The organism is Staphylococcus sp. EG-SA-14, from assembly GCF_017151935.1.
GTDB classification, from domain to species: domain Bacteria; phylum Bacillota; class Bacilli; order Staphylococcales; family Staphylococcaceae; genus Staphylococcus; species Staphylococcus aureus.
Genome location: NZ_JACVZM010000004.1, coordinates 108,385 through 124,719, shown reverse-complemented (window position 1 = coordinate 124,719; position 16,335 = coordinate 108,385). Strand labels below are relative to the sequence as shown.

The following is a 16,335-nucleotide window of genomic DNA, read 5'->3' as shown; positions in this document are numbered from 1 at the left end:
ATCCAGGAAAAACAATAAAAAGAAATAGGATTGTGAAATGATGAAACGATTAAACAAATTGGTATTGTACATTAGTTTTTTGATATTAATCATCAGTATCGTTGCTGGTTGTGGTACAGGGAAAGAAGCGGAAATAAAGAAAAGTTTTGAAAAAACATTGAGTATGTATCCGATTAAAAATCTAGAGGATTTATACGATAAAGAAGGCTATCGTGATGACGAATTTGATAAAAATGATAAAGGAACATGGACTATTAGTTCTGAAATGGCAATTCAGAAAAAGGGAGAAGCCTTAAATATAAAAGGTATGGTTTTGAAGTTAAATAGAAATACAAGAAGTGCAAAAGGATTTTACTATGTTAATGCGATAAAGAAGGATGAAAATGGCAGACCTCTGGATAATCAAATAGAATATCCCGTTAAAATGATTGACAATAAAATCATTCCAACTAAAGATATCAAAGATGAAAAAATAAAAAAAGAAATCGAAAACTTTAAGTTTTTCGCGCAGTATGGCAATTTTAAAGATTTGACGAAGTATAAAGGTGGAGATATTTCATATAATCCAGAAGCCCCGATTTATTCAGCAAAATATCAACTAACCAATGATGATTATAATGTAAAGCAATTACGTAAAAGATATGATATACCGACGAATAAAGCTCCAAAGTTATTGTTAAAAGGTTCAGGAAATTTAGATGGTTCATCAGTTGGATACAAAAAAATTGAATTTACTTTCGTAGAGAAAAAAGGAGAAAACACTTACTTTACAGCTAACCTACATTTTAAACCGAGTAATGATGAATAATCGTGACTAATAAAGAGTATGAAATCGATTCAAGGAAACAAAATAAAAAGAAGAGAGTTGTAAGGTGATGAAACGTTTAAATAAATTAGTGTTAGGTATTAGTTTCTTATTTTTAGTCATTAGTATCACTGCTGGTTGTGGCATAGGTAAAGAAGCGGAAATAAAGAAAAGTTTTGAAAAAACATTGAGTATGTATCCGATTAAAAATCTAGAGGATTTATACGATAAAGAAGGCTATCGTGATGATCAATTTCATAAAAACGATAAAGGCACATGGATTATTAATTCTGAAATGGTTGTTCAACCTAAAGGGGAACGTATGAAATCAAAAGGTATGGTTCTATATATGAATAGAAACACTAAGACTACAACCGGGAAGTATATAGTGAGTGAAACACTTCATGATGAAGATGGTAGACCTAAGAGTAAAGATAAAGAATATCCCGTTAAAATGGTCGACAATAAAATTATACCAACTAAAGATATCAAAGACGAAAAAATAAAAAAAGAAATCGAAAACTTTAAGTTTTTTGTTCAATACGGCGATTTTAAAGATTTGTCGAAGTACAAAGATGGAGATATTTCATACAATCCAGAGGTACCGAGTTATTCAGCCAAATATCAATTAACTAATGATGATTATAATGTAAAACAATTAAGAAAAAGATATAATATACCAACGAATAAAGCACCAAAGTTATTGTTGAAAGGTACAGGTAATTTAAAAGGCTCATCAGTTGGATATAAAGATATTGAATTTACTTTTGTGGAGAAAAAAGGTGAAAATATATACTTTAGTGATAGTCTACATCTTGAACCGAGTGAGGATAAATAATCATCCACACGCACGATTCAACACGAATTTCAAATATATTGCTGTAAAATAATGTAAAATAAACGTATTCATATTACTGAATTGAGGGATAGTATGCAACGTGATTATTTAATTCGAGTAGAAACTGAAAGCATGCCAGATTTCAAAAGGCTCAATGGTTTAATGATTGGTTTTGTTATTAAAGGTGAGGCACATATTTATGATGAAAATAACATGACGCAATGCAACAGTGGCGACATTTTCATCATTAACCACCGTGACTTGTATCGATTTCAACTTCAACAAGATGGCATCATATGTTATATCCAATTCCAAATGAAATATTTGGCAGACAAGTTTGATGATGCGCATTGTCTATATTTTCACTTAACAGATGCGACCACAACCAAGAATATACATCAACTGAGAAATATAATGGCAAGACTGGTTTCAACACACATTCGACATAATGAGTTGTCTAAATTGACTGAGCAACAACTTGTCATTCAGTTGCTTATGCATATGATTCATTATGTCCCGCGTACATATCATTCGAACCAAAGTATCTTAAATGATGATAAAGTGAATCAAGTATGCGACTATATCGAGTTACATTTTCATGAAGATTTAAGCCTTTCAGAATTAAGCGAATACGTTGGGTGGTCAGAGAGCCATCTGTCTAAAAAGTTTACAGAATCGCTAGGTGTAGGATTCCAACATTTCTTAAATACGACGCGAATTGAGCATGCGAAACTCGATTTAACATACACAGATGAAACGATTACTGATATTGCATTGCAAAATGGCTTTTCAAGTGCAGCGAGCTTTGCGAGAACATTTAAACACTTTACGCATCAAACGCCTAAACAATATCGAGGTGATCGTCCAGCAATCACTGAAAATCAACAATCGGCACAACATAATTATCACGACCGTGAATTGATATTACTTTTAAATGACTACATTGAAGAAATGAATCATTTCATTGAAGATATTGAAAAGATGAACTATAAAGAGATTGCCTTTAAACCAACTAATCAACAACTAAATCAATTTAATCATATTATTCAAGTGGGCTATTTGAGGAATTTGCTCAATACACAGTATCAATCACAGTTGCTTACATGTCATCATGATTTTCAAGTCAATGAAGTATTAGCATATGATGTGATGCCATATATTATGAAAAAGCTCAATGCGCCATTCACGTATGATGCAGAGATTTCGAATATATTTTATGATATCGATTTGTGTTTAGACTTTTTATTAGATCATAACTTTAGTCTAACCATGCATTTGAATCAGTATGACTCACGAGATTATATCGATGCATTCAAAGTATTTATCCATCACGTTGCCCTGCATGTCAGTCATAGAAAAGATTTGAAGTTCAACTTGTATGTGACGACATTGCACACGTCTTTAATTGAAATGATTGATTATTTTAAAGCATTATTCCCTAATGGTGGCTTGTACATTCACTTAGATCAAGCTACGGAAAGACATCTACCATTGTTGAAACGACTTGAGCCACACATCAACCATTTTGTATTTGATGCCAATTCAAATGATGCTGTTGATTTTAATAAAATGAATGATGATGAATTTAAAACCGCGAGTCAAATGATTATTAATAAAACGAATTACCTTATCGACTTAATGCATCGCCATAACCTAAAGCGTCCACTCATTTTACTCAATTGGAATACATTGACGGGTGATACATTTATTACAAACGGCGAATATTTTAGAGGTGGTATCATCATTGAGCAATTATTAAAATTAAGTACTAAAGTAGAGGGTATCGGGTATTGGTTGAATTATGATTTGCACGTCAGTCATTGTAGAAATGAACGGGATTATATGAATTCTATTGAACTGTTTCATCAATATAATGGAAAACGTCCGGTCTATTTCACGGCATTGCTATTTAATAAATTAACAAGCAATATTTTGTATTCTGATGATACATGTATTGTCACGGGAACTGATTCAAATTTTCAAATATTGTTATATGATGCAAAGCATTTTAATCCGTACTTAGCGCTGGACAATCAAATGAATATGCGTGCGACGGAAATGATTCATTTGAACATTAATGCCCTAGAAGACGGTATGTATAAGATTAAACATTTTACCTTAGATAAAGAAAATGGTGCGTTATTTAATCTTTGGCGCAAACATCATACGATACATGGCATGGACAAGGACTCTATAGATTACGTTAATCGAATGAGTTTTCCGAAATTAGAAGTATATGATATAGATATCACGGACACACTGGCATTAAACATTAAAATGATTACGAATGGGATTCACTTAATTGAAGTAAAACGTTACCCAAGTTCATAAAATGATCACAAATCACAAATTTTGATATACATAATTTGTGATTTTTTATATTCAAAGCTAAAATTACAAAAAATTAATGGTTAACATCTCTGTTGTTGGCAATATAAATAATGATTTATGATTTATGATGTGACTAAGGAGATGAAGGATATGAATCAACAATTAATTGAAACTTTAAAATCTAAAGAAGGCAAAATGATTGAGATCAGACGTTATTTACATCAGCATCCAGAATTATCTTTTCATGAAGATGAAACGGCGAAATATATCGCTGAATTTTACAAAGGTAAAGATGTGGAAGTAGAAACGAATGTCGGACCACGTGGAATTAAAGTAACGATTGATTCAGGGAAACCTGGTAAAACATTAGCAATCCGTGCAGACTTTGACGCATTACCCATTACTGAAGATACAGGATTATCTTTTGCATCACAAAATAAAGGTGTTATGCACGCATGTGGTCACGATGCACATACAGCATATATGCTTGTATTAGCAGAGACGCTTGCTGAAATGAAAGATAGTTTTACAGGAAAAGTCGTTGTGATACATCAACCAGCTGAAGAAGTACCACCAGGTGGTGCTAAAGCAATGATTGAAAATGGTGTATTAGAAGGTGTTGATCATGTATTAGGTGTACACGTCATGAGCACAATGAAAACAGGTAAAGTGTATTACAGACCTGGTTATGTTCAAACAGGACGCGCATTCTTCAAATTGAAAGTTCAAGGTAAAGGTGGCCATGGTTCATCACCACATATGGCCAATGATGCCATTGTTGCAGGTAGCTACTTCGTCACAGCGTTACAAACAGTTGTATCTAGACGACTAAGTCCATTTGAAACCGGTGTTGTCACAATCGGTTCATTTGACGGTAAAGGTCAATTCAATGTCATTAAAGATGTTGTTGAAATTGAAGGTGATGTACGTGGATTAACAGATGCTACAAAAGCAACAATTGAAAAAGAAATTAAACGTTTATCAAAAGGATTAGAGGATATGTATGGTGTAACTTGCACCTTAGAATATAACGATGATTATCCAGCATTATATAATGATCCAGAGTTTACTGAGTACGTGGCTAAGACGTTGAAAGAAGCAAACCTTGATTTTGGTGTTGAAATGTGTGAACCACAACCACCTTCAGAAGACTTTGCATATTATGCTAAAGAACGTCCAAGTGCCTTTATTTATACAGGTGCAGCTGTGGAAGATGGTGAAATTTACCCACATCATCATCCTAAATTTAACATTTCAGAAAAATCATTACTTATTTCGGCAGAAGCTGTAGGGACAGTTGTTTTAGATTACCTTAAAGGAGATAACTAACATGAATGAAACGTATCGCGGGGGCAACAAGTTAATCTTAGGTATTGTATTAGGTGTTATTACATTTTGGTTGTTTGCACAATCACTTGTAAATGTTGTACCAAATTTACAACAAAGTTTTGGTGCAGACATGGGGACAATTAGTATAGCGGTCAGTCTAACTGCACTATTTTCAGGTATGTTTGTCGTTGGAGCAGGTGGTCTAGCAGATAAAATTGGGCGCGTGAAAATGACGAATATCGGCTTATTATTAAGTATTATTGGTTCAGCATTAATTATTATTACAAATTTACCAGCATTGTTAATTTTAGGTCGTATTATACAAGGCGTATCAGCAGCGTGTATTATGCCGTCCACATTGGCCATTATGAAAACTTATTATGAGGGTGCTGAACGTCAGCGTGCCTTAAGCTACTGGTCTATCGGTTCTTGGGGTGGAAGTGGTATCTGTTCACTCTTCGGAGGGGCAGTTGCGACAACTATGGGTTGGAGATGGATTTTCATCTTCTCAATTATCGTTGCCGTACTTTCAATGTTACTCATCAAAGGGACGCCTGAAACGAAATCAGAAGTTACCAATACACATAAATTTGACGTTGCAGGTCTAATTGTTCTAGTAGTTATGTTGCTAAGTTTAAACGTTGTCATTACTAAAGGTGCAGCACTTGGTTATACATCATTATGGTTCTTTGGTTTGATTGCAATCGTAATTGTAGCATTCTCTATGTTCTTAAAAGTTGAGAAAAAAGTAGATAATCCGCTTATTGATTTTAAATTATTTGAAAATAAACCATATACAGGTGCAACGATTTCGAACTTCTTATTAAACGGTGTTGCAGGTACATTAATTGTAGCGAATACATTCGTGCAACAAGGTTTAGGTTATACAGCATTGCAGGCAGGATACTTATCAATTACTTATTTAATCATGGTGTTATTGATGATTCGAGTTGGTGAAAAATTATTACAAAAAATGGGTTCTAAGCGACCAATGTTATTAGGTACATTCATTGTGGTCATTGGTATTGCACTTATTTCATTAGTATTCTTACCAGGCATATTTTATGTTATCAGTTGTGTCGTAGGATATTTATGTTTCGGACTAGGCTTAGGTATTTATGCAACACCTTCTACAGATACAGCTATTTCGAATGCACCGTTAGATAAAGTTGGCGTTGCTTCAGGTATTTATAAAATGGCTTCATCACTTGGTGGCGCATTCGGTGTCGCAATTAGTGGTGCTGTATATGCTGGTGCAGTTGCTGCAACGAGCATTCATACAGGTGCGATGATTGCACTTTGGGTTAACGTATTAATGGGAATCATGGCATTTATCGCAATTTTATTCGCGATTCCTAATGATGATAAACGTGTCAAAGATGCGAAATAATAACGATGACACGCCAAGTGTTTTGATAATGATATAAATGAAAGTAAAGCAAATTAAATGAGGAAATGTATAGAGCAGTGCATATAGATAAATCTATGATTGGATTAACACTAATATAAATATAAATGAAAAACCATCCACTTAAACTTTTGATAAGTTAGGTGGATGGTTATTTATTGCGTTGTTCTAAAAATTTGGACATTTATATAGAAGGAACTATATCTAATGTGAAGATAATGGCTATTCGCTTCAATGAAGGCGACGTGTAAAAGTGTATATTAAACGTTTCGGGGTCAGACTCCGAGAACAGTGTCCGTCATGCTTACCGCATACTAATGAAGCATTATTATATCAGTGATTATAGCCGATTTAAGATAACAAAGTTTGCTAAATATAAAAGAGCTTGTGACATTCAATAAAAATCGAATTATCATCAATAAGATTTTGCTTTAAACATTGACTATGAAACTGGATAAATAAAGATTCAATTAATGCATCAGTATTAGGATTTACTCTAAAACGATTAATAATTTTATAAGAAGGTGTTTGATTTTGAGCTAACCACATCATTCGAATACTGTCATGAAGTAATTTCTCTATTCTACGACCAGAAAATACAGATTGAGTGTATGCATATAAGATAATTTTTAACATCATTTTTGGATGATAGGATGTTGCGCCACGATGGTGTCTGAATTCATCGAATTCACTATCAGGTATCGTTTCAACAATTTCATTAACATATCACGAAATATCATTTTGAGGAATTCTAACAGAAGTTTCTATTGGTAGTGTAAGTTGGACAAAGTGTCTTATTTTTTAAAGTATTTAAAAGTAAAATTACATGTTAATACGTAGTATTAATGGCGAGACTCCTGAGGGAGCAGTGCCAGTCGAAGACCGAGGCTGAGACGGCACCCTAGGAAAGCGAAGCCATTCAATACGAAGTATTGTATAAATATAGAACAGCAGTAAGATATTTTCTAATTGAAAATTATCTTACTGCTGTTTTTTAGGGATTTATGTCCCAGCCTGTTTTACATGCATCTGAATCTCTAATTTTAAAAAAATATGAATATAAATAAGACAGTAAAAATTAAATTTCAGTTGTTGCAATTTCTTCATCTGTAGGTACATCATCGTTAAGGCCAACAAGTGCTTCAGAAACATTTCGTGAATGATAACCGATACGTTCAAGAACACCAATCATATCGATATATAGTAATCCGCCTTTTGTTGTACATTCACCACGATTAAGGCGTTTAATATGACCTTTGCGTAGTTTATGTTCAATATTAAATGATTCTCTACTACGTTCTACAATTTCATCTTTTTTCGTTTTGTCATAAACATCTAACATGTCAATGGCTTTATCAAATGACTCAGCAACATGGTTGAATAATTTATCCATACCGCGTTGTGCATCTTCTGTAATGCGAATATCTTCATCATGTTGGCGTTTTAATTGAGCGACATACTCTTCTGTTAGCTCTGCTACTTTTAAAATAGAACGATTGACATCAAACATAACTGCTAAACGCTCAACGTCTGCCTTCGTAATGGCTTTTGTAGAAATTCTAACTAAATAATTTCGAATACTATCATTGATTGTTTCAACAGCTTGATGCTTTTGTTCAAGCTTTTTGATCAATTTTTTATCGTCTTTTGTAATTTCGCGAATGTCTTCAAACATTGATAAGACAATCTGACCAACATTTTGTAATTCTTTTTGAGTTTCTTGTAATGCAACACCAGGTGCGTGATAAACAAGATCTTTGTTTAAGTGCTGAGGTTTATAGTCATCAGCAATATCTTTACCTGGGACAAGCTTTGTAACTATCCATGCTAAACCTGCTACAAATGGTAATTGAATCAAAGTATTTGTTATGTTGAAGATACCATGTGATACTGCAATCGTCATCGCTGGTTTTAAGTGCCATACATCTTGTAACAAACTAATCAAATGAATCACAACTGGCAAGAAAATTGTGAAGATAATTACACCGATTAAGTTAAAGATGACGTGTACAAGCGCCGCACGTTTTGCAGCGATTGAGCCAGCTAAACTAGCTAAGATAGCTGTAATCGTTGTACCAATATTATCGCCTAGTAACACAGGGATTGCTGCGTTTAAGCTAATTAAATCTTGTTGATAAAATTCTTGTAAAATACCAATCGTCGCACTTGAACTTTGAACTAGTGCTGTTAACCCTGCGCCGACAATGACAGCAAGTATTGGATTTGTAGACATATCAAGCATTAATTGCTTAAATCCATCTAATGATGCTAAAGGTTTAACGGCATCACCCATAAATTCTAGACCGAAGAATAGAGAACCGAAACCGAATAGTATGCGGCCAATGTTATTGATTTTAGAGCGTTTAAAGAAAAAGATTAAAAATGCACCTAATGCTAAAATTGGCATTGCATATTCGCCTAAATCTATACCGATAATAAATGCAGTTACCGTTGTTCCGATATTAGCACCCATTATCACTCCAATGGCTTGTTTCAATGTCATAAATCCAGCTGTTACCAGTCCGATTGTGATAACTGTCGTACCTGAACTACTTTGTATTAAAATAGTTACAATGATACCTGCAATAACACCTAATACTGGATTTGATGTAAATTTGTTTAAAATATCTCGTAGCCTGTCTCCTGCTGATGCTTGAAGCCCGTCTCCCATGATTTTTAAGCCGTAAAGGAAAATACCTAAACCACCTAAAAAGGAGAAAATGACTTCTGTAACCGACATTTCCATTATTTCACCTCAAATAAGCTTTATATTTAGATTATCGCTTATAATTGTAAATTTAATGTTAAGATTAGGTAAAATTATTTAACAATATATGTTATTTGTATATGACTTGTAAAATATCGTCACTTATTATGTAAATTTTCAGTGTGAAATGGCAGGTTTGCAATCACTTGTTTAACAAAATGATGCAATCAATCATACAATTATGTGTCATCAAAAAAATCATGTGAGTGGGATAACGAAATAAAGTTTGTGAACATATCATTTCTATCCCACTCCATGATTTGAAATCACCATATAGACATGATTTAATGTGCCTCGTTATAACAATTTGTGTTCTTTTAATAATGACTCAATGTACGTACCTTTTATCTTTTTAAGGAATCCTGCTAATGCGAGTTTCTGCATTTTCGAATCTTTAGTAATCTCGCGCAAATCTTGATGGTCATTCAGTTCGTATACGGCATCCATTAAGACGCGAAGATCAAATGTACTATTGATGACCTCCGGAATACCACGATCTATATTTAGTAATTGATAAACAGCTTCCATGGCAGTACGAACCGAATATTCTGTTGTAAATACAGTATCTCGCTCTGTTTCTGCAAAGTTACCAATAAATGCTAAATTTTGTGATTGATGCGGGACGACTAAAGGTCTGTCGCCGATAGCACGCGTCATGAAATAAGAGGTAATATATGGCATATAAACAGGAATCGTATTAGATGCATGTTTTGCTAAGTCTTCAATTTTGTCAGTTGGTACACCTAAGTGATACAGCCATTCTTGGCATATTTCATTACCACTACATTCTATGATTGGCTTTTTAATATAATCGCCGTTTACATCTGAATATAAGGCGTAAATCCACGTAGATATTTCATTTTTAGGTTGGTCTTTAAACTGTTGCTGACGATTGATTGTAAAACTGATTTGCCATGCAGAATCATTGATTGTAATAATACCGCCAGTAACCGTTTTACCTGCAAGTGGATCACGTTTACAAATGCTTTCTATTGTATCGATAATATCTTTATTGTTTGTTGTCGATGTTGCTGAAACAAACCAACTTTTTTTAGGAATATTTTGGCAAAACTTATCAGGATTACCAAATTCAGGACTTTGTCGTGCTAAATTTTTCCATAGTGTCCAACTACCACCTAATTCGTCAGTTGGTGGCGCTGGTGTATCATTATCACCATACGTAGAGCTTTCTGTAATACTACCGTTTGTCACAAAGACAAGATCGTTTATAGTCAGTTTAATGGATTCTGCCTTACCATTGCGGTCAATTAATATTTCTCGGGCAATTTTTTGACTTGTTGTAACATCTACTTTAATATCTTCTATTTTTACATCGTATTCAAATTGAACCCCATGCGATTTTAAATATTCAACCATAGGTAATACTAAAGATTCATATTGATTATATTTAGTGAATTTTAAAGCTGAAAAGTCTGCGAGACCACCAATATGATGAACGAATCGCATTAGATAGCGACGCATTTCCATAGCAGAATGCCACGGTTCAAATGCAAACATCGTTTTCCAGTAAATCCAAAAGTTTGAATTAAAGAAGTCATCGGAAAATACATCTGTTATTTTGACATCATCTAAATCTTCTTCATTCGTTAAGCATAAATCTAAAATTTCTTTAATCGCTTTTTTGGTCAAAGTGAAGTCTCCATCGGTAACTAAACGTTGACCCTGTTTTTCAATAACTCGACAGCGAGAATAGTTAGGGTCTTCTTTGTTTAGCCAATAGAACTCATCTAATACAGACGCGTTATCGATTTCTAATGAAGGGATAGATCTGAATAAGTCCCACAAACATTCAAAGTGGTTCTCCATTTCACGACCACCTCGGACAACATAGCCTTTTAAAGGCATATTTTCACCATCAAGACTACCACCTGCTTTAGGTAACTCTTCTAAAATATGAATCTTCGAACCTTCCATTTGACCATCCCTAATTAAGAAACAAGCTGCCGCAAGTGAAGCTAACCCAGACCCGATTAAATAAGCAGATTTGTTTTCTACATTTTCAGGTTTTTTAGGGCGCGCAAATGCTTCATAATTTCCATAACTGTAATACATATCCACCAAGTCCTTTCGTATTAGAATACACTCAGACTATACCCCTTTGTGAATTGCAAATATTAGTATTTATATTGGTAAATTTGACGAAATTAGATCATTTTTATATTTTTGATTTTTAAAATTTTATCACTCGAATGTTTTTGGATTCTGAGGTGCGGGACTTGGAATAATTCGAATCATTATGTGGCATGTTAAACAGCTAAATATAAGCTATACACATTTAACAAGCGGATACTCCTGACGCAATTATAGTATCATTACATATTGTTTAATCGTTTGGGGTAATGTAATTAAAAGGTAAAATAGGCAGAGTGTTATACACAAAATGTAAAGAAAGAGGCGATAGAATGTCTAAAATCAGGTCTTTTACAATATTAAGTCTACTTATTTACTTAGCTATGATGTGCTATACAGTAGTGACCTATTCAAAATTACCAACCAAAGTACCTATTCATTATAATTTAGCAGGGAATGCTGATAACTTTGCTGATAAATGGGTGCTGCTTTTGATTAATAGCGCATTTATAGTGATTTGGCTTATATTTTTCATTGCAGGTAGATACTATGAACGATTTGCCAAATGGTCACATTATAATCATACACCACGTGAAATTCGAGCGATTAAATTATTTTTAAGTACGTTAAATTTAGAGATTATGAGCTATATGTCTATCTTCACAGTATTAGAAATTTGGCAAATACAACACCAACATCAATTCAATTTACTATGGTTTAATATGATATTTATCATTATCATTGGTTTGACGCTTGTCATATTTTGTTTACTTCCTACAATTCATAAAATGAGAGATTCTCAATAAAAATATAAACTGTCATGATGCAGTTTTGAAGCGGATTCCTGAGATTATTATAAATAATATCTAGTATTTATAATTAAAATGATATATTATTTATTATAGTTAAATATTGTGTATATTTTGTGAACTTTTTGTAAAAATTCGATTGCCTGTCACATATAGGAGTGTTACATTTTAAATATGTGATCATCGCAAAATATAAGTTGAAATAGGGTGTAGATTAATCAAAATGATAAATATTTTATATAAAGAGAGGGAGTCATTATGACACTACTTACTGTAAATCCATTCGATAATGTTGGATTATCAGCCTTAGTTGCAGCAGTACCTATTATTTTATTTTTATTATGCTTAACCGTTTTTAAAATGAAAGGCATTTATGCAGCATTGACAACTTTGGTTGTTACATTGATTGTGGCTTTATTTGTATTTGAATTACCAGCGCGTGTATCAGCAGGTGCGATTACAGAAGGCGTTGTTGCCGGTATTTTTCCAATAGGATATATCGTTTTAATGGCAGTTTGGTTATATAAAGTTTCTATTAAAACAGGACAATTTTCTATTATTCAAGATAGTATTGCTAGTATTTCAGAGGACCAAAGAATCCAACTATTATTAATTGGATTTTGTTTCAACGCATTTTTAGAAGGTGCAGCAGGATTTGGTGTGCCGATTGCGATTTGTGCAGTGTTATTGATTCAACTTGGATTTGAACCATTAAAAGCAGCGATGTTATGCTTAATTGCTAATGGTGCGGCGGGTGCCTTTGGTGCAATTGGTTTACCAGTTAGTATTATTGATACGTTTAACTTAAGTGGAGGCGTTACAACATTAGATGTTGCGAGATACTCAGCATTAACACTTCCAATTTTAAACTTTATTATTCCATTTGTTTTAGTATTCATTGTAGATGGTATGAAAGGTATTAAAGAAATTTTACCTGTCATTTTAACAGTGAGTGGTACATATACTGGATTACAATTATTATTAACAATATTCCATGGTCCAGAACTAGCAGACATTATTCCATCACTAGCAACAATGGTGGTGTTAGCATTTGTTTGTCGTAAATTTAAACCGAAAAACATTTTCAGATTGGAAGCGTCTGAACATAAAATTCAAAAACGAACGCCTAAAGAAATTGTCTTTGCTTGGAGTCCGTTCGTAATTTTAACTGCCTTTGTATTAGTATGGAGTGCACCATTCTTCAAAAAATTATTTCAACCTGGAGGTGCGCTTGAAAGTTTAGTATTAAAAATGCCAATTCCGAATACTGTGAGTGATTTATCGCCTAAAGGAATTGCGTTGCGTCTCGATTTAATTGGTGCAACAGGGACAGCGATTTTATTAACAGTAATTATTACAATTATAATTACGAAGTTAAAATGGAAAAGTGCAGGTGCTTTATTGGTCGAAGCAATTAAAGAATTATGGTTACCGATCCTTACAATTTCAGCGATTCTAGCTATTGCTAAAGTTATGACATACGGTGGTTTGACTGTAGCAATTGGACAAGGTATTGCTAAAGCTGGAGCAATTTTCCCATTATTCTCTCCAGTATTAGGTTGGATTGGTGTGTTTATGACTGGTTCAGTTGTAAATAACAATACTTTATTCGCACCTATTCAAGCGACAGTGGCACAACAAATTTCAACAAGCGGTTCATTACTTGTGGCAGCTAACACTGCAGGTGGTGTAGCAGCGAAACTTATTTCACCACAATCAATTGCCATTGCGACTGCAGCTGTTAAAAAAGTTGGTGAAGAATCTGCATTATTAAAAATGACGTTAAAATACAGTATTATATTTGTTGCCTTTATTTGTGTTTGGACGTTTATACTAACGTTAATATTCTAAATATAAATAATGTTGTCACTTGGATTCAAATGACATTTTAAATCTAATTATTCATGAATCGAACTAGTACGAAATGCAATGAGCATCTTGTCTAGTTCGATTTTTTAATGTCTAAAAATGTCGTATATGTAATCAGAGTAGAAAGTGTTGAGGCGTTTCAGAAGTTGTTTAGAAAAGTAAGTAAAATAAAAAATGCACTGAGCAACAAAAGATGTTGCTAGTGCATTTAGATGATTCTTATCATTTCAAATAAGAATGTGTTAATCAACGTATATAAGTTAAAATTGGTTTGGATAAAATGATATCTATCGTTGTGTATTGTTTGTTTTTATAGTTCACGACGACGTCCAGCTAATAACGCTGCACCTAACGCTAATGATAATCCACCAAATACAGTTGTACCGATGAATGGATTTTCTTCACCAGTTTCTGGTAATGCTTGAGCTTTGTTAGCATCTGCATGGTTTGCTGGTTGCTTCTTATCAACAACAAGTTCTTGACCAGGTTTGATCATGTTTTTATCAGCTAATTTGTTATCTGCAGCAATTTTGTCAGCAGTAGTGCCGTTTGCTTTTGCAATGTCATTTACTGTATCACCAGGTTTAACGACATGTACTCCGTTGCCGTCTTCTTTGCCAGGTTTGTTGCCGTCTTCTTTACCAGGCTTGTTGTTGTCTTCTTTGCCAGGTTTTTTGTTGTCTTCTTTGCCAGGTTTGTTGCCGTCTTCTTTACCAGGTTTGTTGCCGTCTTCTTTACCAGGCTTGTTGTTGTCTTCTTTACCAGGCTTGTTGTTGTCTTCTTTACCAGGTTTTTTGTTGTCTTCTTTACCAGGTTTTTTGTTGTCTTCTTTACCAGGCTTGTTGTTGTCTTCTTTGCCAGGTTTGTTGCCGTCTTCTTTACCAGGTTTGTTGTTGTCTTCCTCTTTTGGTGCTTGAGCATCGTTTAGCTTTTTAGCTTCTGCTAAAATTTCTTTGCTCACTGAAGGATCGTCTTTAAGGCTTTGGATGAAGCCGTTACGTTGTTCTTCAGTTAAGTTAGGTAAATGTAAAATTTCATAGAAAGCATTTTGTTGTTCTTTGTTGAATTTGTTGTCAGCTTTTGGTGCTTGTGCATCATTTAGCTTTTTAGCTTCTGCTAAAAGGTTAGCGCTTTGGCTTGGGTCATCTTTTAAGCTTTGGATGAAACCATTGCGTTGTTCTTCGTTTAAGTTAGGTAAATGTAAGATTTCATAGAAAGCATTTTGTTGTTCTTTGTTGAATTTGTTATCCGCTTTCGGTGCTTGAGATTCATTTAACTTTTTAGCTTCTGACAATAGGTTAGCACTTTGACTTGGGTCATCTTTTAAGCTTTGGATGAAACCATTGCGTTGTTCTTCGTTCAAGTTAGGCATGTTCAAGATTTCATAGAAAGCATTTTGTTGTTCTTTGTTGAAATTGTTGTCAGCTTTCGGTGCTTGAGATTCGTTTAATTTTTTAGCTTCACCTAAAACGTTAGTGCTTTGGCTTGGATCGTCTTTAAGACTTTGAATGAAACCATTGCGTTGCGCTTCGTTTAAGTTAGGCATGTTCAAAATTTCATAGAAGGCGCTTTGTTGATCTTTGTTGAAGTTATTTTGTTGCGCATCAGCTTTTGGAGCTTGAGAGTCATTAAGTTTTTGAGCTTCACCTAAAACGTTAGCACTTTGGCTTGGATCATCTTTAAGGCTTTGGATAAAACCATTGCGTTGATCAGCATTTAAGTTAGGCATATTTAAGACTTGATAAAAAGCATTTTGTTGAGCTTCATCGTGTTGCGCAGCATTTGCAGCAGGTGTTACGCCACCAGATATAAGTAATGTACCTAAAGTTACAGATGCAATACCTACACCTAGTTTACGAATTGAATAAATGTTTTTCTTTTTCAAATTAATACCCCCTGTATGTATTTGTAAAGTCATCATAATATAACGAATTATGTATTGCAATACTAAAATCTATATTTATAATTAAATTTAAAGGTAAGTTTTACAACTTATAAAATAAATATTTTTCTGAAAGATTTATTCAGGAAGTAAAAGGCTTAAAACCGCAAAATCACGCTATTTCGATTAATAAAAACAGATAAAAT

General features: G+C 33.7%; 10 protein-coding genes and 1 pseudogene. 7 read left to right on the top strand and 4 right to left on the bottom strand.

Going from position 1 to position 16,335, the window contains the following annotated elements; translation table 11 throughout:
- The first annotated feature begins 37 nt into the window (after positions 1-37).
- From IDG63_RS04685 to norC, 5 genes are all read left to right on the top strand, one after another.
- Positions 38-808 (top strand): tandem-type lipoprotein, encoded by a 771-nt coding sequence (locus tag IDG63_RS04685; protein ID WP_001641276.1) that lies wholly within the window; start codon positions 38-40, stop codon positions 806-808.
- A 64-nt stretch (positions 809-872) separates the two neighbouring features.
- Positions 873-1,643, top strand: coding sequence for a tandem-type lipoprotein (locus IDG63_RS04680; RefSeq protein WP_000977795.1), 771 nt, complete (start codon positions 873-875; stop codon positions 1,641-1,643).
- 93 nt (positions 1,644-1,736) lie between these two features.
- On the top strand, positions 1,737-3,974 hold the full coding sequence (aryK, locus tag IDG63_RS04675) for a transcriptional regulator AryK (RefSeq protein WP_001188472.1): 2,238 nt from the start codon (positions 1,737-1,739) through the stop codon (positions 3,972-3,974).
- A gap of 150 nt (positions 3,975-4,124) precedes the next feature.
- Positions 4,125-5,303, top strand: coding sequence for a M20 family metallopeptidase (locus tag IDG63_RS04670; protein ID WP_001075825.1), 1,179 nt, complete (start codon positions 4,125-4,127; stop codon positions 5,301-5,303).
- Between the two features lies 1 nt (position 5,304).
- Positions 5,305-6,693 carry a multidrug efflux MFS transporter NorC gene (gene norC / locus IDG63_RS04665; RefSeq protein WP_001006432.1) on the top strand — a complete coding sequence of 463 codons (1,389 nt, stop codon included), beginning with the start codon at positions 5,305-5,307 and terminating at the stop codon, positions 6,691-6,693.
- Positions 6,694-7,092: 399 nt separating this feature from the next.
- On the opposite strand, the pseudogene IDG63_RS04660 reads toward norC, so the two are convergent.
- The 3 genes and pseudogenes from IDG63_RS04660 to IDG63_RS04650 all read right to left on the bottom strand — a co-directional run.
- Positions 7,093-7,509: pseudogene (locus tag IDG63_RS04660) on the bottom strand (transposase); the annotation flags it as partial.
- A gap of 280 nt (positions 7,510-7,789) precedes the next feature.
- On the bottom strand, positions 7,790-9,451 hold the full coding sequence (locus IDG63_RS04655) for a Na/Pi cotransporter family protein (RefSeq protein WP_072414227.1): 1,662 nt from the start codon (positions 9,449-9,451) through the stop codon (positions 7,790-7,792).
- Positions 9,452-9,775: 324 nt separating this feature from the next.
- Positions 9,776-11,551: an oleate hydratase gene (locus IDG63_RS04650; protein ID WP_000291837.1), complete on the bottom strand. Its 1,776-nt coding sequence runs from the start codon at positions 11,549-11,551 to the stop codon at positions 9,776-9,778.
- Between the two features lie 350 nt (positions 11,552-11,901).
- On the opposite strand from IDG63_RS04650, the gene IDG63_RS04645 reads away from it, so the two are divergent.
- A complete protein-coding gene (locus IDG63_RS04645) occupies positions 11,902-12,375 on the top strand; it encodes a DUF1648 domain-containing protein (RefSeq protein WP_000036333.1) in 474 nt (157 codons plus the stop codon).
- 261 nt (positions 12,376-12,636) lie between these two features.
- Positions 12,637-14,229 carry an L-lactate permease gene (locus IDG63_RS04640; protein ID WP_000173893.1) on the top strand — a complete coding sequence of 531 codons (1,593 nt, stop codon included), beginning with the start codon at positions 12,637-12,639 and terminating at the stop codon, positions 14,227-14,229.
- 328 nt (positions 14,230-14,557) lie between these two features.
- On the opposite strand, the gene spa is transcribed toward IDG63_RS04640, so the two are convergent.
- Positions 14,558-16,132 (bottom strand): staphylococcal protein A, encoded by a 1,575-nt coding sequence (gene spa / locus IDG63_RS04635; RefSeq protein WP_206176368.1) that lies wholly within the window; start codon positions 16,130-16,132, stop codon positions 14,558-14,560.
- Positions 16,133-16,335: the final 203 nt, after the last annotated feature.

Bases quoted from the DNA above. Each gene is read 5' to 3' on its own strand.
- IDG63_RS04655 (WP_072414227.1), bottom strand. From the start codon at position 9,451: ATGTCGGTTACAGAAGTCATTTTCTCCTTTTTAGGTGGTTTAGGTATT.
- IDG63_RS04645 (WP_000036333.1), top strand. From the start codon at position 11,902: ATGTCTAAAATCAGGTCTTTTACAATATTAAGTCTACTTATTTACTTA.
- norC (WP_001006432.1), top strand. From the start codon at position 5,305: ATGAATGAAACGTATCGCGGGGGCAACAAGTTAATCTTAGGTATTGTA.
- aryK (WP_001188472.1), top strand. From the start codon at position 1,737: ATGCAACGTGATTATTTAATTCGAGTAGAAACTGAAAGCATGCCAGAT.
- IDG63_RS04670 (WP_001075825.1), top strand. From the start codon at position 4,125: ATGAATCAACAATTAATTGAAACTTTAAAATCTAAAGAAGGCAAAATG.
- IDG63_RS04685 (WP_001641276.1), top strand. From the start codon at position 38: ATGATGAAACGATTAAACAAATTGGTATTGTACATTAGTTTTTTGATA.
- IDG63_RS04650 (WP_000291837.1), bottom strand. From the start codon at position 11,551: ATGTATTACAGTTATGGAAATTATGAAGCATTTGCGCGCCCTAAAAAA.
- IDG63_RS04640 (WP_000173893.1), top strand. From the start codon at position 12,637: ATGACACTACTTACTGTAAATCCATTCGATAATGTTGGATTATCAGCC.